The sequence below is a fragment of the Bacillus sp. FJAT-29790 genome, assembly GCF_019039215.1.
Lineage (GTDB): Bacteria > Bacillota > Bacilli > Bacillales > Cytobacillaceae > Cytobacillus.
Genome location: NZ_JAHNZZ010000001.1, coordinates 2,780,156 through 2,798,699 on the forward strand (window position 1 = coordinate 2,780,156; position 18,544 = coordinate 2,798,699).

13 protein-coding genes and 2 pseudogenes are annotated in these 18,544 nt (G+C 39.5%); all 15 read right to left on the reverse strand.

The window, feature by feature from the left end; all coding sequences use genetic code 11:
• Window positions 1–77: 77 nt before the first annotated feature.
• Window positions 78–1,187 carry a dipeptide epimerase gene (locus BGM26_RS13120; protein ID WP_217040240.1) on the reverse strand — a complete coding sequence of 370 codons (1,110 nt, stop codon included), beginning with the start codon at window positions 1,185–1,187 and terminating at the stop codon, window positions 78–80.
• 1 nt (window position 1,188) lies between these two features.
• Window positions 1,189–2,109 (reverse strand): S66 peptidase family protein, encoded by a 921-nt coding sequence (locus BGM26_RS13125; RefSeq protein ID WP_217040241.1) that lies wholly within the window; start codon window positions 2,107–2,109, stop codon window positions 1,189–1,191.
• Between the two features lie 406 nt (window positions 2,110–2,515).
• Window positions 2,516–3,721 carry an alanyl-tRNA editing protein gene (locus tag BGM26_RS13130; protein WP_217040242.1) on the reverse strand — a complete coding sequence of 402 codons (1,206 nt, stop codon included), beginning with the start codon at window positions 3,719–3,721 and terminating at the stop codon, window positions 2,516–2,518.
• 164 nt (window positions 3,722–3,885) lie between these two features.
• Window positions 3,886–5,259, reverse strand: coding sequence for a D-serine ammonia-lyase (locus tag BGM26_RS13135; RefSeq protein WP_217040243.1), 1,374 nt, complete (start codon window positions 5,257–5,259; stop codon window positions 3,886–3,888).
• 228 nt (window positions 5,260–5,487) lie between these two features.
• A pseudogene (locus BGM26_RS13140) lies at window positions 5,488–5,586 on the reverse strand (IS6 family transposase); the annotation flags it as partial.
• Window positions 5,587–5,631: 45 nt separating this feature from the next.
• A complete protein-coding gene (locus BGM26_RS13145) occupies window positions 5,632–6,846 on the reverse strand; it encodes a mandelate racemase/muconate lactonizing enzyme family protein (RefSeq protein ID WP_217040244.1) in 1,215 nt (404 codons plus the stop codon).
• A 717-nt stretch (window positions 6,847–7,563) separates the two neighbouring features.
• A pseudogene (locus BGM26_RS21705) lies at window positions 7,564–7,644 on the reverse strand (IclR family transcriptional regulator); the annotation flags it as partial.
• A 1,404-nt stretch (window positions 7,645–9,048) separates the two neighbouring features.
• Entirely contained in the window at window positions 9,049–10,581 is a 1,533-nt protein-coding gene (gene hutH, locus BGM26_RS13155) for a histidine ammonia-lyase (RefSeq protein ID WP_217040245.1), read from the reverse strand.
• Between the two features lie 10 nt (window positions 10,582–10,591).
• A complete protein-coding gene (locus BGM26_RS13160) occupies window positions 10,592–11,578 on the reverse strand; it encodes an ABC transporter ATP-binding protein (protein ID WP_217040246.1) in 987 nt (328 codons plus the stop codon).
• A 73-nt stretch (window positions 11,579–11,651) separates the two neighbouring features.
• The gene (locus BGM26_RS13165) at window positions 11,652–12,575 is read right to left on the reverse strand and encodes a glycine betaine ABC transporter substrate-binding protein (RefSeq protein WP_217040247.1); all 924 of its coding nucleotides are present in this window, start codon (window positions 12,573–12,575) and stop codon (window positions 11,652–11,654) included.
• Between the two features lie 22 nt (window positions 12,576–12,597).
• The gene (locus BGM26_RS13170; RefSeq protein WP_217040248.1) at window positions 12,598–13,236 is read right to left on the reverse strand and encodes an ABC transporter permease; all 639 of its coding nucleotides are present in this window, start codon (window positions 13,234–13,236) and stop codon (window positions 12,598–12,600) included.
• Between the two features lie 20 nt (window positions 13,237–13,256).
• A complete protein-coding gene (locus BGM26_RS13175; protein WP_217040249.1) occupies window positions 13,257–13,874 on the reverse strand; it encodes an ABC transporter permease in 618 nt (205 codons plus the stop codon).
• A 528-nt stretch (window positions 13,875–14,402) separates the two neighbouring features.
• A complete protein-coding gene (locus tag BGM26_RS13180) occupies window positions 14,403–15,371 on the reverse strand; it encodes an agmatinase family protein (protein WP_217040250.1) in 969 nt (322 codons plus the stop codon).
• Entirely contained in the window at window positions 15,343–16,632 is a 1,290-nt protein-coding gene (hutI, locus tag BGM26_RS13185) for an imidazolonepropionase (RefSeq protein ID WP_217040251.1), read from the reverse strand. The genes BGM26_RS13180 and hutI overlap by 29 nt, the downstream gene beginning before the upstream one ends.
• Window positions 16,632–18,302 carry a urocanate hydratase gene (gene hutU / locus BGM26_RS13190; RefSeq protein WP_217040252.1) on the reverse strand — a complete coding sequence of 557 codons (1,671 nt, stop codon included), beginning with the start codon at window positions 18,300–18,302 and terminating at the stop codon, window positions 16,632–16,634. The genes hutI and hutU overlap by 1 nt, the downstream gene beginning before the upstream one ends.
• Window positions 18,303–18,544 lie beyond the last annotated feature (242 nt).

Here is an 18,544-nt window from a genome sequence, read left to right on the forward strand (position 1 = left end):
TTAGCCATTATTGCAGAAAATTGCACAATCATCTTCAAAAGATGTGCAAGGGTCGTTACAGGAACATCAATTAGCCATTATATTTGATTTCCAGTTGATACTCCTCCTTCTACATGAACATGCCTTATTCCTAAACCTGGATCTGAGAGAAGCATAATTTTTCTGCCATTGTACTTAATCCCGCCTTTAACGATTTCCCTTGCTAACATGAGGGGAGCATCAAAATCAAAGCGGGTAATATTTTTCTTGCTAGCCGCAAAGTGAGCGGCCGCTGAGATGCCAATGCGTGTTTCGATCATGCTTCCAACCATGCATTCCATCCCGCAAACTTCAGCAAGCTGGTTGATGATTTGTGCTTGATAGATTCCACCTGATTTCATCAGTTTAATGTTAATTAAATCTGCGCTTCTCGTCTTGATGACTTCAAAGGCTTGCTTTGGGGAAAAGACACTTTCGTCAGCCATTATCAATGTATCTACGCCATCTGTAACCTGCTTCAATCCGGCAATGTCCCATGCTTTTACAGGCTGTTCAACGAGTTCGATATTTAAGTCCATCGCCTCCATTTTGCGAATAGCTTGGATAGCTTCCTTCGGTTGCCAGCCTTGATTAGCATCGAGGCGAATTTTTATAGTCTTCCCAATTCGCTTCCTTATCTCGCAAATCCGTTCAATATCCGTTGCGATATCATCTTTCCCAACCTTTACTTTCAGCACATCAAACCCTTGCTGAACATAAGAAACAGCGTCTTCCCCCATTTCCTCAGGTTCATTCACGCTAACCGTAAAATCCGTTTCAATTTCATCCATATACCCACCTAAGAACTGATACAGCGGAAGCTTGCATTGCTGGGACAAACAATCGTATAGCGCCATATCAACAGCCGCTTTTGCACTAGAATTGCCAATAAGAATCGATTGGATCCCTTGAAAAATGGCTTCATAGTTTAGCAAACTTTGTTTTTCTAGGTAAGGCTTTAGCACTTGATGAATGGCTGATTCGATACTTACAAGGCTCTCGCCTGTAATGACAACTGTCGGAGGGGCCTCACCCCAGCCAATGATCCCGTTAACACATGTTATTTTGACCAAAATAGATTCAGCTGTTATGACCGTACGCAAAGCTGTTTTAAATGGTTTTTTCAGAGGGATTGCTACCCGGTATGTTTCAACTTTGTCTATATTCATGTTATTGTATTCCGCTTTCGATTGTTAACTGTTTTTTCGCTGTGTCCATTTTTGCCTTCACACCTAAGGGAATGGAAATATGTGGCGAGCAATGGCCCATTTTGAATCCTCTTAGTGCCGGCTTATTTGCTAAATGGGTATAATGAGCAATCACTTCATCTAGTTCCAAGGAAGGTTCCCTTTCTGGCACACAGTTATTAAAATCTCCGATGATGAGACCGGCCGAATTCTCAAGCTTCCCGGCCATATGCAATTGATTCAGCATGCGGTCAACAGCACGGGGCTCTTCATTAATTTCTTCGATTAATAAGAGTTTTCCCTTTGTATCGATCTCAAATGGCGTCCCTAGTGAACTAGCCATTAGAGTTAAGTTTCCTCCGACAACCGGTCCGCTCGCATGGCCTTCAATCAACATTTCAAGTGGGGAAAGCTTGGCTGTATATTCAATTTCTACTGGTTCAAAAAGCTGCCTAAAATATTCCTTTGTTAAGGGATCCACATCCATTTTTCCAATATCCGACGCGAGCATCGGCCCATGAAATGTAACGAGTCCGGTTTGTTGACGGATCGCTGTATGCAAAAAGGTAATATCACTGTAACCCCAGAAAATTTTCGGGTTTTCCGCTATGATACTGTATTCGATTTGTGAGGCGATTCGGGCTGTCCCATATCCCCCGCCCGCACAGATGATAGCTTTTACTTCTTGATCAAGAAACATTTTATGCAAATCTTCTAATCTCTCATAATCGTATCCGGCTAAATATCCGTATTGATCATATACATGTTTGCCAACCTTCACATTTAAGCCAAGCTTTTCTAAAAAGGCAAAAGAACGCTGAAGGTTTTCCAGATTAGGCGGGCTTGCAGGTGCAATGATGCCGATTGTATCCCCTTTTTTGAGACGTTGTGGTTTTACTAACATGCTGTCACTTCCTTTATCTTAATTAGCTTCAGGTTATAAATTATATGTTAGGGTCTTTGAATTAAGTTATTTATCGCAGATTAACGGGCAGTAAAACTCCGTTTGGTTCAACTAACAACCAGTGGGAGATGAAGCCGACTAAGAATGCCACGTCCTGGGGCAACGTCGTCCTGTACGTCGGAAAGCCCCCACTGATGGAAGTTTCACTTTGTGCATAATGCGGGATTCGGAGAAATAATGAATTTTTCGAGGGTAATTTAGCAGGGGAAATTAGCCTAGGGCCTATAATAGCGATAAACGAAGAAACGTTGTTAAGCAACAAAGGATATGACTTATTGAAGTCATATCCTTTGTAAATAATTGGTTTATCCAATATCCTGAACTAAGTGGAAAACTCACCGTACTATTATTTAATCTCCTGTTTTGTTAGTTCTAATGCCTGTAATAGTAATTGTTCTCCTGTCAACAAAGCTTCACCGCCGCCTTGGGAAAACAAATCGCTTCCGCCACCCTTGCCATTTATCAATGGCAGAAGTGCACCAGTTATTTGTTTCATACTGATAGTTGGGATCGTTCCTCTCGAGCAGACGAACTGAAGTTTTTCATCTGCCTCATTTACTAGGAAAACTATAACCTCTTCAGATTGGTTCGTAATCGTGCGTGCAAGCTTCTGCAATTCCTGTACAGATCTATTTTGAAAAACCTTACCTACAATTTTTCCTCTGTCAGACGGCACAGCTTTTTCTAGTAATTCGATTGCTTCGTAACCGATTAGTTCTTCACGTAAATCTTCTAGAGATTTTTCCAGCTCCCTTCCATTATCAATCAGCCGTTTAGCAGCTGTATCCAAATCCTGTTCTGGTGCATTCAGCAATTGGCTCAGTTTCTTGATTGCATTTTGTTTTTGATGGAGCTGCGCTAGAACCCGCGAACCACATACAAAATGAATGCGGATTCGTTTCCTTTGCCTCTCCCAATCCAAAATTTTTATTGCTCCTACCTCCGCAGTTGTGTACGGATGCGTTCCGCCGCAACCGTTGTAATCAAATTCCGGAATGATTACAAGACGGATATCCTCCGTAACAGAAGGCTGCTTTCGAAGAGGATACTCGGATAATTCATTTGCAGTCACCCAAATGGTATCAATCGGGCGGTTCTCCATGATGATTTGATTAGCTAGTTCCTCTACTTTTTGAGCTTGTTGTTCCGTCAGCTCTTCAATATCTAAATCAATTGTGATAAGTTCTTTTCCCAAATGGAAGCTGACTGTCGTGAAACCAAATAATTCTTCAAAAGCCGCAGATAAAATATGCTGGCCGGCATGCTGCTGCATATGATCAAACCGCCGATCCCAATCTACTTCACCTAATATGAGACTTTCCTTTACAGGCTCCTCTAAATAGTGACGGATTTCTCCTTCAACTTCCTCTACTTCAATCACCTTTACACCGTTCAAAATCCCTGTGTCATGAGGCTGGCCTCCACCCGTTGGATAAAATGCAGTCTCTTCCAAGACGGCGTACCATTTTCCTTGTTCATCCTTGTCCTGCCTAAGCAAATTTGCCGAAAAGGATTTTATGTAAGAATCTTTATAATATAGTTTATTATCCAATGAGAAGCCTCTCCTTTTTTCAATGGCTTTTTTAAACTTGCCTGTTGATTTCCACTCAAAGCGCTTCGCTTTCCGTTCCAATCAACAAAGTGTAACAATCAACATTAAGCTTTAATTGAGCCTTTTCTTTAAATCAGTTAATGCCTCGCAGTAAAATTTAATTTTTATATGTCGCATAGAACCTGTTTATCTAGCAATTTTTTCCCTCTCTCATAATATTTCTGCATTTCGTTTTCTGGAACCATGCTGCCGCCTGTGCCCCAAATGATATGAGTAGCATTTTTTAAATGTGATTCCAATTGATTATTTTTAATGTATTCTTTTCCTGCATGTGATTTCGATAAGTGCACAGGACCAAGGAACCCGGCGAGAGCAGATGGTTCAAGATAGATTTCTTCCGTATCTGCAAGTATTGCCAGCAAGGCAAATAATTTATCATCTTCTACTGAGTAAACTCCGCTAATTTTTTCCTCCAGTATTTTTCCTACAAAGCCTGAAGGTCGACCTACAGCAAGCCCGTCTGCTTCCGTTTTGTTATCTAGCCCAAAGTCCTGAACAGATACTTGATCATGAAGCCCAGTCATTAAACCAATAAGCATGCATGGCGAGTGAGTCGGCTCCACAAAGAAACAATGAACGTGTTCCTTAAAAATAAGCTTTAGTCCAAATGTTACACCTCCGGGTCCACCCCCAACTCCACAAGGAAGATAGACGAACAGCGGGTGTTCTTCATCCACCGGTCTATTCATTTCCTCAAGCTGCTTCTTCAAACGGAAAGCGGCTACGGCATAGCCGAGGAATAGATGCTTGGAGGCTTCATCATCAACAAAGTACATATTTGGGTCCTGATCTGCCTGCTTTCTCCCATGTGCGACCGCTTCACTGAAATCAGAAGCATGCTCGACGACGAAAACGCCTTTTTCCCGAAGCAAATCTTTTTTCCATTGTTTCGCATCAGCAGACATATGAACAAAAACCTTGAAACCAAGTTGTGCACTCATTATTCCAATACTTAGTCCTAAATTTCCCGTTGAGCCGACAGCAATCGAATATTTGGAAAAGAAATCCTTGAATTTTTGATCGGCAAACATTGAATAATCATCTTCCACCGTTATCAAGCCATGCTCCAATGCGAGCTCTTCCGCGTATTTTAATACCTCATAAATACCGCCTCTCGCCTTAATGGAGCCTGAGATTGGCAAGTGGCTGTCACATTTCAACAATAACCTTCCAGGAAGTTCCTGTTGTATGAAAGGTTCTATTCTAGCTATCATCTTTGGAATGGGAACAAGCGATGATTCGATTAACCCGTTTGCTTCTGCTGTTTCCGGAAAAACTTTTGCGATATACGGGGCAAAACGTGCCAGCCGCTCCTCTGCATCAATCGCATCTTCTAGTGTCAGAGAAAAGAACCCCGCTAAGGAATTGTACTTTGGATTCGTCCAAAATACTTCCTTTAACGCTGTTATTTCCGCCAATAGCGGATTCTCCTTTCCCCACTCCTCCATTGTTTTCCCATAAATAAATTCCTTTGGCATTCCAATCATCACCTTTCAAAATAATCAGTAATTTGATTATACATCGATTTCTCATAATTGATTGCTTTTCTTACGAAAAAACAGAAAAATCCCCTTTCTGCTTGTCAGCGAAAGGGGGGTTTTTCCAAAACTTTCTATCTAAATTATTTACTAGTCTAGTAAAACATATGCAAATTTTGTACTTGTATGCTTTTTAATAAATTCTCTTAATCAAACGTTTGATTAAATACTTTGAGCGGTAGATAAACCTCGTTCCTCCATCATTTCCACCAAATCGCGAAAACTGAGGTTATACCGTAGGTACCATCTTACCGTTAACAGAATTATCTTAAAGTTTTTGCACCAGAACCCATTTGTTAACGTTAGACGAGATTACTCGATAATCGATTCTCTCCTGTGAAAATCTGATCGTTCAAACACTTCAGGTCGTAAAGACGTTCCTAATCCAGGACCTTGAAGTGGATAAACACGACCTTCTTTAATTAGCGGGAGTTCTGTCAGAAGCTCTTGGTACCATCCGTAATAAAAAGAACGTACTGCCTCTTGAACAAATGCATTACTTGCGTTTATTGACAGATGAACATCTACAACAAATGAAAGTGGTCCAACACAATCGTGTGTTGCAATTGGGATTTGGTATATCTCCGCTAATGTTGCAATTCGTTTACCTTCAGATATCCCGCCTGTCCATGTTGGATCAAAAATAAGAACATCGGTCGCCTTCCGTTCTAAAAGCTCACGATATGCCCATCGTGTACCTAGAGTTTCACTCGCCGCTATCGGAATATTGATAGATTCGGAAAGTCCAGACAAAGCATCTAGATTATCCATTTTGATAGGGTCCTCATACCAGAAAGGATTATACTCCTCTAAAGCATTCGCAATTTGTTTCGCGGTTCTTACATCCCACTTCGAATGCATCTCTACCATTATTTCAATTTTATCTCCAACTCTTTTACGGATTTTTTCAAATGGAATAAGGGCTTTTTTTAAATTTTCATTCGAAATATAATGTCCTCCTGAAGCTTCTGCATAAGGATCAAAAGGCCAAATTTTCATACCCATAAATCCTTCAGAAATTAAACTCTCAGCCAATTCATCCGCATTATTCATGAAAGCATCTAAATCGTTATAAGGTTCTAAATTTGCACTTTTGCCAATTCCCCAATTATCTACGGGTAAACCACCATTCTTAGGCTTGCCTTGTGTATAGTGGGGGCCTGCACAAGTATTATATAAGGGAATACTTTCTCGAAATGCGCCACCCAATAATTGATAAATTGGTTGGTTCGTTACCTTTCCGAAAATATCCCAAAGAGCAATATCTAAAGCTGAACGCCCTCGATTTTCAATCCCTGTACTTCGTGATCCGACAAAGCCAACCATTGCATTCCAATGACAATCAATAGTTAATGGATCTTGACCAAGCAATACGCCTGCACCTGTTTCGTGTATCCAAGATTCAACCGCTTCAGCAGCAAAATAGGTTTCTCCTAACCCAATCAGTCCTTCATCCGTATGTATTTGTACATAGCAAATATTAGGAAATTTGTCGATTCTAATTGTTTCTAATTTTGTTATTTTCATATTTATATCCATTCCTTTTCTTCACTCAAGGTACAAAACGCAATGAAATAAATTTGTGCTTTGAGCATTTATTTATTAATCTAAAACTACAGGAACAACAGTTCTAATTTTCAATTCAGTCTAAAAATTACATTTGTTCTTTAACTGAATCAGTAACAATTTTTTTCTTTGTTTCATCTTACTCAAGTCAATCATTTCTAGCTTATCTATAATCAGTAGGAAGCTTATTCCTTCCAGTAAAGCAACTGCACTCGTATAATACATCGCCCAATGCTACCCACACCATATTACCGAAATCGTTCGCAAAAAAATCCACCAGACAGATCAACGATGAAACGATCATTCCTGAAACAATGTATTTTATGTGCAACAGTAAGGGATCGCCCTCTCTTTAATAAACACCTTGTTGAAGGTAAACGATAAACCACGTCAGAAAAAAGTAGTGGGTGAAAGCTCCTGCGAATTGGGTAAAAAAGATCCCCCATACTTTTCGCTGTTTCACAACATACATTATTTCTTCAAAACAAAATTTTTGACTGTTAGTCTGTTTATGATCAGAGTCAAATCCTCCATTTTGTTTTATATTATAAAACTGGGTTTTTAAAAACTTCGTTAAGAGAGGGGACTCATCTGACTGGAGTCCCATATCCCATTTGTTTTGATAATTCGGAGCCTGCTTGCATAAGTTTTGTGCAAGCCCATTCGCTCGCTTATTTATGTAATCTTAAGCTCCGTTGTATGTTCATCAAATAGATCAAGGATTCGAAGGGCACGGTCTATAGATTGAATAATTGGCATGAAGCTCTACCCTACTTGTTTTAAAATATAGGAACTTGTTTTTCTATTGTGATTCTATTTATAATTTTATTTTAAAATTCTGAAAAGTCAATCCCCTTTTAAAATTAATGTAGTGGATTATTACAAAATGTAAGAAGAATAGTTTCTGTATCTTGTTGGCTACACCCCACACCCATCAAACTAACGAAACGAACTCCCCCCCTAATATGGAAACGACTCAAAATGAAGTGGCTCACTTTTGAAGTGATCACTCCGGCTCAAATTAATATCGACAAATACAATAGCACCTATTGGTGACCGTATTCCCTTTTCGAGCGCTTTTCCATCTAAATTACTTCCTATTCTATTTATGCTGGAGGCATTCAATCTTGTGCACAAATTTTGCATATGCATGTTCATTCAGTTATTTCGAGTTATTAATTAATTCTCTTAATCAAACGTTTGATTAAGAACCTTAAGTATTAATCAAACGTTTGATTAAATACTACAATTGCTTAATAGGATAATTTGTAGGAGATTACCTTCTCGAATTTAAGTAAAGGGAGACTTTTAAAGACTAGTTAATTTAGGAGTACAGTAACTAAATAAGAAGGTTCTACTTGGAATAACAATGGAGGTATTTTACGGGGAAAACATCAATTTATAAAAGTGAAAAAGGGAAAAGGGAAATTTTCCATCACTATGAAAATTATTTAAGACTTTGACATACGATGTCGAGAGACTTTATATTGATACAAGTTTTTGAAAAACACATATGCTTGTAGCAGGTCCAAGTAATGGTAAACCTTTGTTTTTACTTCAAAGCGGCAATTCCATTAATCCAATGACATTATCCTGGTTTTCACCTCTAATAGATAAGTATAGAATTTACGCAACTGAAAACGATCGGTCACCCCGGATATAGTGATTAAAATAGGCTATCAGCAAAGGATACCAGCTTTGCTTTATGGATATATGAGCTAATGAACTATTTTAATATTGAAAGGTGTGCATTTATAGGTCCTTCCTACGGTGCTGGAATCATTTTAAGATTTCTAAGTTTAATCTGGATACCCCCAACAAATTTTAATAATCTTACTATTTTTCTACAATCGGACGCCGGTTTTTTGAACAAGAGGTAAAAAGGGTGATATATATTAACACACGGCTAATATATATCACCCTCTATGTTTTATGACTTTTTACGATTTAGGTCTTGAAATGAATACCTTGCTTTTTCGTTGCATGATAACCAATCTATTAAAATTACCCCATTATTTATGCTAGTGGCATTCAATCATATAGCAATTTTTGTACCTGCATGTTTATTCAATTGCTTCGGGTCTTTAAATTAAATTCTCTTAATCAAACGTTTGATTAAATAGAATATATTGATCAATTGCTAACATATCTAAAAGAAAAAAGTTAAATTGCACCTATCTTTTCTTCTACAGTATTAATCCAATTATTTTCCTCGACCTCTCTATTAATTGTCTCCAGATCTGGATAAAAAACACGATCTTCTGTCCATTTAGGAATTTGTTCTCTAATTAATTGATAGACGAGTGAAGTTCCTGCACCAAATCTTAAAGGACGGTGAAATTCTAACGCCTGAGCAGCAGTTAATAGTTCAATTGAAACCACTTTCTGCACATTGCGTATGACTTGATAAGCTTTAAGAGCCGCTGGTGTCCCCATACTCACATGATCCTCTTGATAAGCCGACATTGGAATTGAATCGACAGAAATAGGGTGTGATAATACTTTATTTTCAGCTACTAAAGAAGATGCAACATATTGTGGAATCATAAACCCGGTATTTAATCCAGAGTTCTCAACTAAAAATGCCGGCAATTCACTTACATGAGGATTAACTAAACGGTCGATTCTTCTTTCTGAAATATTGCCAAGTTCAGACACAGCAATCGCTAAAAGATCCATTGTTTGGGCTAAGGGTTCACCATGTGCATTACAAGATGAAAGTGAAACCCCTCCCCCTTCTGTTTCAAAAATAAGTGGATTATCCGTAGCTGCATTCAACTCAATCAGAATAACTTCTAATGCATGATCGATCTTATCCCGACTAGCTCCATGCACCTGCGGCATTGCCCTCAGGCTTAATGCATCCTGAACCCTATAGTCTTTATATTTCTCCGCTATCTCACTGCCATCGATTAGACGAAGCAAATTTTCAGCAACTTGGATTTGCCCTTTATAAGGGCGAACCTCATTAATTCTTTTATCAAAAGCATATCTAGTACCCTTTAATGCCTCAAAGCTCATCGCACCTGCAATATCCACCCATTTTGCCAGTTGCATAGCATCATAAACTACTAGTGCGCCAATTCCAGTCATACATACCGTACCATTAACTAATGAGAGACCCTCTTTCGCCCCTAATGTAAGTGTCTCAATACCTGCTCTTTCCATGGCTTCTTTTCCTGAGTAAAGCTCCCCGTTATAATACGCTTGTCCCATACCAATCATAACAAGTGAAATATGTGCCATATGTGTTAAATATCCGACAGAACCTTGCCCGGGAACATACGGAACAACACCTAGATTTAACATATTAACAAGTGTTTCAACTGTTTCAAACCGTACTCCTGAATGACCATGACTAAAATTTAAAACAGCTGAAAACATAATCGCCCTAACTTGATCATGCGGAAGAGGAGTCCCCATGCCACATGCATGGCTCATAATAATATTCCTAGACAATTCAGATAGTTTTTCCGGCGGAACACTCACTTTACAAAGTTCACCAAGACCTGTTGTTATACCGTAAATTACCCTCTCTTCTTTAACAAACTGTTCAACTAACATTCTACATCTGTTTATATTTTCTTGAACCTCTTCAATTACTATTACTTTCGCACCATCTCTGGCAACTGCCACAACATCCTCAATTTTTTTCTGCTGACCGTCTATTAGAATACATTGTTGAATTTTGTCCACGTAAATCCTCCTAGTTTACCACCTGCATTGCCTTTTTAACTTTAGGCTTTAATAGGGCTTGGATTTGTGCAAAGTCTATCATACCAACGATATCTTGCCTTTCATTGATCACGTATAAATTTTCATTTCCTGACTTTAGCATAGCTGCCAATGCTGATTTAATATCAGAAGTATCAGGTATTGTATCAGCTGGATTAACTACCGTATCCACTGTCGCTTTTTGCATAGCATCTTTTACACTAATAAGGCTGACTTGACGAATAATATCATCTCCACCAATTAAATCGCGAACAAAATCATCTTTAGGGTTCGCAATAATATTTAGCGGTGAATCATATTGAACGACGATTCCGTCTTTCATAATTACAATCTTATCAGCAAGCCTCAATGCCTCATCCACATCATGTGTAACAAATAGAATCGTTTTATGCAGCTTTTTTTGGATATGAATTAATTCATCTTGAAGCTTTGTTCTAGTAATAGCATCAATGGCTCCGAATGGTTCATCCATTAACATAATTGGTGGATCTGCAGCCAATGCTCTAGCAAGTCCAATCCTTTGCTGCTGACCGCCCGATAGTTGACGTGGATATCTATTTCTGTATACCTTAGGATCTAGATGAACTAACTCCAGTAATTCATCGATCCTAAGCTCAATTTTCTTCTTATCCCACCCTAACATTTCTGGGACAACTGCAATATTTTCCGCAACCGTCATGTGAGGAAATAATCCACTTTGTTGAATTACATATCCTATTTTTCTTCTAAGATCATTTACGGGGAGTTCTCGTGTATCTTTGTCATCAATAATAATCGAACCTTCTGTCTGTTCATAAAGCCTATTGATCATCTTTAATAGTGTTGTTTTTCCACACCCTGAGGTTCCTAAAAAGACAACAAAGTCACCCGATTTGACCTCAAAGTTCACATTATTTACAGCAGCTCTTTCACTTCCCCGATAAATTTTTATAACGTTTCTAAATTCAATTTTGCTCATCTTATTCCTCCTTAAAGAAGGGGATCATCGTTGATCCCCATTTTATAAATCAATTATAAGTATCATGAAAGACTTATTTTAGAAACCCATTTTCCTTAAGGAATTCTTTTGCAATAGCAGACGGCTCTTCCTTATCATCACCATCAGCTTTCCAGTTTAATGAAGCCATTACATCATCAGTTAAAAGGCTATTAATCTTATTAAGAATTTCAGCTACTTCAGGATTCTCCTCTACTACACTTTGACGCACTAAAGGAGCTGCATGATAGGGCGGCCAAAAGTTTTTATCATCCTCTAAAGCTACTAAATTAAACCCAGCAATTTGTCCATCTGTACCAAAACCAATAGTTACATCTACTTCTCCTGATGTGAGTGCACGATACTTTAATCCAATTTCGAATAACTGTGCATTTTTAAAATTGAATCCACCATATGTTTTTTGTAACCCTGGTAATCCATCTGCACGTTCACCAAATTCCGGGATTAGTGCAAACTTTAATTCCGGTGCCTTTTCAGATAGATCCGTTAATGTTTTTAGATTATATTTCTCCGCAACTTCTTTTGTAGCAACTAATACGTAAGTATTGTTAAATCCCGTTTTATTTAATACTTCAATATTTTCATTTTTCATCCCTGCTTTTACTTCTTCGTAAACGGCGTCTCCGTCACCTAACGGTTCACCTTTTAAAATATCCATTAAAGCAGTACCTGTGTATTCTGGATAAAGATCGATGTCACCACTTTTCAAAGCTTCATACGCAACTAGAGTACCACCAAGATTTAATTTCCGTTCTACAGGATAGCCCGCGGCTTCAAAGGCTTGTGCATAAATTTCACCTAAAATAAATTGCTCGGTAAAGTTTTTAGAACCGACCTTTATAGTTGGTTTCCCGCTCTCACCAGCAGTCGATTTAGAACTTGACTCTCCGCAAGCTGTAGCAAAGATGGTAACAATAAACATAAGGCTAACCAAAACATACCATTTTCTATTTTTCATTATCTAAATCCCCCTAAAAATTTTATGTTGTTGGTGGTGTAGTAAGTTTTTCAATGCCACCAATCGTGAATTCTGCCAAAAACGCGAGTAATGCTACTGGGATAGCTCCAACAAGTAACATTGATGCATTCGCTCCTGCAATGCCATTAATAATAAATACTCCTAATCCGCCTCCACCAATAAAAGCTGCAAGAGTCGCGCTTGCAATTACTTCAACAGAAGCTGTTCTGACACCTGTAATAATTACTGGGAGCGCTAAGGGAAATTCCACTTTCCTTATAACCCTAGCTTTATTCATCCCCATCCCATACGCTGCCTCTACTATACTTTTATCTACTTCCTTTACAGCTATAACTGTATTGATAAGAATGGGAGGGCAGACAAGTAAGGTTAGGGCTATTAAGGATGGAACAAATCCAATTCCAACAAAAGGCATTACCAAGGCTAAAACAGCTAAACTCGGGATAATCCTGCCCACATTCACGATATTCATGATAATCAGCGAAGCCTTTTCTGTTTTTGCCAGATATATACCTAACGGGACACAGATGATAATACCTAGACCAACAGCAACAAAACTTAAAACGAGATGAATTTTAACTGCTTCAAAAAACACTTCCGAATTATTTAAAATGTATTTATACGCCTCATTCAAGATCACTTCATTTCACCAACTTTCATTTAGCCTTGCGTGTTTAACTTTCTTTCTAACAATCGAAAACCGATATCCGCAGCGATAGCCAAAAATGCTACAGCAACTGTTCCAGCGATAATCTTTTGCGAATGATCCTGATAGATACCTTCAAATATTAATTCTCCTAGACCGCCTGCGTTAATATAAGCTGCAATAGCAGCAATACCAATGATTGAAACCGTTGCTATTCGAATACCTGCAACAACAACCGGAAGTGCTAAAGGCAGTTCAATCTTAAATAAAATTCTCCACTTACCCATTCCCATACCCTTTGCTGCTTCAATAATTGAGGGATCAATCCCTCTAATGGCTGCAACTATATTGCGGACTAAAATCATTTGTGAATAAGCAATAAGTGCTATAAACGCTGATTTAAAGCCTAGGCCTAAAATAGGAATCATTAAGGCAAACAAAGCAATACTAGGAATAGTATAAATAACCCCTAAACTGCCAATTACCGGTGTATATAATTTTTTGTACCTTGAGACAGTAATGCCCAACACTGTTGCAATAATTAGAGCTACAAATAAAGATATTGATACGAGATAAAGATGCTCTAAGAACAACTTAACGACTCTATCAAAATTTGAGATAAAATAATTCAAACTTACACCTCCTTGATTTTTTAATCTTTAGACTATTTGAGTTATTATCACCCTAATGAAATTACTTTACAAATTAAAACTTACTTTTCTTGCTTTTTAGTAGACAAAATTACTTTATGTGACAGGAACCATTCAAAAATTTTGTTTATATTGATAGAATAAATAAATATTATTCTTGCCTAACAAATGCTACTTGAATAATACGGCATCGTATTTCTAAACTACGGACTTTGGGGGATTTTTAACAAAGTGAAAAATTCCATCAGTAGAGGCCTTCATTCGTTCCCTACTGATGGTTAGCTTAATCAATTAGACCTTTGCACTTATATCGGAGGTGAATGTTCTTGAGCAACGATCACAAGATAAGCCTCGACAAAACGTTCTTTGTCACAGATCGATTAGCCTATGACCTTAAGCCCCAAGAAACCATCTGGTGGAAAGGGTCTTTATCTTTTCGATTCCACTTAATCCTAAAGCACGGTGTCTTACTGCCATATAACCCGCGGTAATTTAAGTAGTGCTGTTATTTTATTTGCCCAACAAACGGCCAGTAACAAATTGCAGCCATGCATATACACCAGTTTTAACTGTTTCTGCAACTGCCGAATCTTTGCTTGGGTCCAAACAAACGAAGTCAATGTGCCTAACAGCTGGATGCTTGCCGATTTCGAGTAAGGCGTCGAACAATTCTGTTGCAGTCATGCCTCCCGGTGTGGATGCTGGAACGCCTGGTGCTACGGATATATCGAGCACATCCATATCGACTGTTACATAGATACGGTCGACTTTCTCAGATAGTGCGTTGAGTGCATGGTGAATGGTCTGAACGATTCCCTGCTTGCGTGCTTGCTTCAGTGTCACCATATTAATTTTATATTCCTTGGCATAGTCAATTAGTGGTTTCGCATTAAAATAACCGTGTAGTCCAATGTTATTGATATGCTCCCCTTTGACTGTTTCGCCATCTATTAATTGCCGAATTGGTGTACCATTTGCCGGTCCTAATTCAGCAGGATCCCGCACATCAAGATGAGTATCTAGTTGTAAAATTCCTATTTTTTCTTGCTCATAGACTTCCTTAATTCCCCGAACGGCACAGGCTGTCGTAGAATGATCGCCGCCAATCATACATGTTATAGTGTTTGGATACCTAGCCGCAAGAGACGCTGTTGCCTCTTGAATACGCTGATGTGATAAAAGGATATCTGTCGTATGCATCGCTACATCCCCTGCATCAGCAACCCGAAACGGAGACAAGTCGATATCTTCATCTAAATTATAAGTGGCAAAGCCTTTCCACATCCGCCGAAACTCTGTTGGATACAAGGAAGCGCCTGACACACTTATTGACGAACGTGATATTGGTGCACCGTAAAGAATGAGGTCAGGAGCCTCTGCCCCTGCCTCCAGTGGACGAACCCATTGATGAACAAAATCAGGTTCGTCCTTCACAGCATTCCAGGACCACTCAGGCTTTTGAAGCCAGTTTTCTTTCATTTTCCCCCACCACCTGGACACCTTTTTTCCACACGGACTTAACATGGTTAACTCCGAATAAATATTGCAATTCCTGATAATTTTTCACATTCCATAGGACGACATCTGCTTGCTTTCCGACTTCAAGCGATCCCACTTTTTCCTGTCGGTTAATAGCACAAGCAGCATTATATGTTGCAGCAGTTAATGCTTCAGCCGGAGTAAGCCTCATTGAGATGCAAGCTAAATTCATGACAAGCGGCATGGATGTCGTTGGTGAAGATCCAGGATTGACGTCAGTTGAGATCGCAACCGGCACACCCTCATCGATCATTTTCCTTCCAGCGGCCGCTTTTTCACGCAAATAAAGTGCTGTTGCAGGAAGCAAGCAAGCAATCGTTCCAGCTTCCGCCATTGCCTTGATACCCTCTTCTGATGCTTGTAATAAGTGCTCTGCTGAAATTGCACCGACTTTTGCCGCTAATTCCGCTCCACCATAAGGGGCAATTTCATCAGCATGAATTTTTGGAATCAATCCAAGGCGTTTTCCTGCTTCCAAGACGCGCTCTGACTGCTCAGGTGTAAAAACACCTTTTTCACAAAAGACATCGTTAAACTCGGCCAATTTCTCTTCAGCTACAATCGGCAACATATCATTTATGACATGATCGACAAATTCGTCTTCACGCCCTTTGTATTCTGGAGGAACTGCATGAGCACCCATGAAAGTTGGAACGAGATCAATCGCGTGTGTTTCCTGTAATCGCTTCATGATGCGCAATTGTTTCAGTTCAGTTTCAAGATTCATCCCATAACCGCTCTTACCTTCCACCGTTGTAACGCCGTGTTGTAAAAGAGAGTCAAGGCGACGTGTCGTTTGTTCGATTAATTCTTCTTCCGTTGCTTCCCTTGTCATGCGGGTGGTCGCATGAATTCCTCCACCCGCATTCATAATTTCCATGTATGTTGCCCCTTCAAGACGCATTTCAAATTCATGTTCGCGGCTCCCGCCATAGACAACATGCGTATGAGGGTCGACCAATCCCGGTGTGACAAGATGACCAGAAGCATCAATAATTTCCGCTTCGTGCGCACGTGCTGAATAACGTTCTTCAAGCTCTTTCGTTGTGCCTACCGCTTGGACAACACCATCCTCTAACCACAAACTGCCATTTTCGAGTAAACCAAGCTCAGACATGGCTTTTTTTGAACGTGGACCTTTTATTTCAGAAGCAAGCGTCGTCAACTGGGCTGCATGTTTGATCCAGATTGGTTTTGTCATTACTGATCTCCTCTCTCAAGCATCGGCATCTTAATTCCTTTTTCGCGGGCAGTTTTCTTTGCCAATTCATAGCCTGCATCTGCATGACGCACAACACCCATTCCTGGATCTGTTGTCAATACACGTTCAAGACGAACTTCTGCTTCTTTCGTACCGTCTGCAACAATAACTACGCCTGAATGCTGTGAGTAACCCATGCCTACGCCGCCGCCATGGTGAAGTGATACCCATGTTGCGCCTCCAACAGCATTGACCATCGCATTAAGGAGTGGCCAGTCAGATACAACGTCTGATCCGTCTTTCATCGCCTCTGTTTCACGGTTAGGAGAAGCAACTGATCCAGAGTCAAGATGATCACGGCCAATAACGATTGGAGCTTTCAATTCACCGCTCGCCACCATGTCATTCAGGATTTTACCGAAGCGAGCGCGCTCACCGTAACCAAGCCAGCAAATACGTGAAGGAAGCCCTTGGAATTCGATTTTTTCTTGCGCCATACGAATCCAATTACATAAATGCTCATTATCAGCAAATTCGCGTAAAATCGCTTCGTCTGTTTTATAAATATCTTCTGGATCTCCTGATAAGGCTACCCAGCGGAAAGGTCCTTTTCCTTCACAGAACTGCGGCCGGATATACGCTGGAACGAATCCAGGGAAATCGAAAGCATTTTCTACTCCTTCGTCTTTTGCCACTTGACGGATATTATTACCATAATCAAATGTGATCGAGCCTTTTTCCATCATTTCAAGCATCGCTTTTACATGTGTCGCCATAGATGCTTTAGAAAGTTTCACATATTCTTCTGGATTGGACTCACGAAGCTTATCTGCTTCTTCCATTGACATTTTCGAAGGAACATAACCATTTAACGGATCATGTGCGGATGTTTGGTCCGTCAGTACATCTGGATTAAAGTTACGGGCAATCATTTCTGGTAAAATGTCCGCAGCGTTACCTACTAAGCCGATAGATAACGCTTTTCCTTCTTTTTTCGCTTCTTCTGCTAAACGAATTGCTTCATCTAATGAATGCGTTTTCACGTCAGTGTAGCGAGTTTCGATTCGGCGGTCAATTCTTGTTTCATCCACATCGATACCGATTACAACGCCTCCGTTCATTGTTACTGCAAGAGGCTGTGCTCCACCCATGCCGCCGAGGCCCGCTGTTAATGTAATAGTGTGCTTTAGTGTGCCATTGAAGTGCTGTTTTGCAAGCTCAGCAAATGTTTCATAAGTTCCTTGGACAATTCCTTGAGAACCGATATAAATCCAGCTTCCTGCTGTCATTTGTCCGTACATCATCAGGCCTTTTTGATCAAGTTCATGGAATGTATCCCAATTAGCATAAGCTGGAACAATGTTTGAATTGGCAAGCAATGCGCGCGGTGCATCCTTGTGTGTTTTAAAAACAACGACCGGCTTTCCTGATTGAACAAGTAATGTTTCATCATCTTCAAGATTTTTTAATGTTTCAACGATCGCATCGAAAGATTCCCAGTTACGAGCAGCTTTCCCAATACCTCCATAGACGACGAGTTTTTCCGGATGTTCAGCTACATCAGGATCTAAGTTGTTCATTAACATTCGAAGTACAGCCTCTTGTTGCCATCCCTTTGTGTTTAATTCCGTACCTCGGTAACGTACTACCTTATTTGTTATTGTTGTCATCGTATATCTCTCCTTTTTTGTATATTTTCATTTTATAATAAATTTTCTGAATGTTATTTATAATTTATTTTTATTTTTATAATTTATTTCAATTTATTTGACTTTTATTTGTCTTTTTATGAATAGTTTCAAACTTAATAAAAAAATGCTATTTTCGCACGTACTGTTGTTTTAGCCTTAAAAGTTTGCCCATTGATTTCCGCTGCGGGCACTTGCTTTCCGCGGGGAGGGACGGGAGCCTC

Coding starts and splice junctions, on each gene's coding strand:
- BGM26_RS13145 (WP_217040244.1), bottom strand. CDS start 6,846: ATGAAAATAACAAAATTAGAAACAATTAGAATCGACAAATTTCCTAAT.
- BGM26_RS13125 (WP_217040241.1), bottom strand. CDS start 2,109: ATGTTAGTAAAACCACAACGTCTCAAAAAAGGGGATACAATCGGCATC.
- BGM26_RS13180 (WP_217040250.1), bottom strand. CDS start 15,371: ATGAAAGAAAACTGGCTTCAAAAGCCTGAGTGGTCCTGGAATGCTGTG.
- BGM26_RS13160 (WP_217040246.1), bottom strand. CDS start 11,578: ATGAGCAAAATTGAATTTAGAAACGTTATAAAAATTTATCGGGGAAGT.
- hutI (WP_217040251.1), bottom strand. CDS start 16,632: ATGACAAAACCAATCTGGATCAAACATGCAGCCCAGTTGACGACGCTT.
- BGM26_RS13165 (WP_217040247.1), bottom strand. CDS start 12,575: ATGAAAAATAGAAAATGGTATGTTTTGGTTAGCCTTATGTTTATTGTT.
- BGM26_RS13120 (WP_217040240.1), bottom strand. CDS start 1,187: ATGAATATAGACAAAGTTGAAACATACCGGGTAGCAATCCCTCTGAAA.
- hutU (WP_217040252.1), bottom strand. CDS start 18,302: ATGACAACAATAACAAATAAGGTAGTACGTTACCGAGGTACGGAATTA.
- BGM26_RS13135 (WP_217040243.1), bottom strand. CDS start 5,259: ATGCCAAAGGAATTTATTTATGGGAAAACAATGGAGGAGTGGGGAAAG.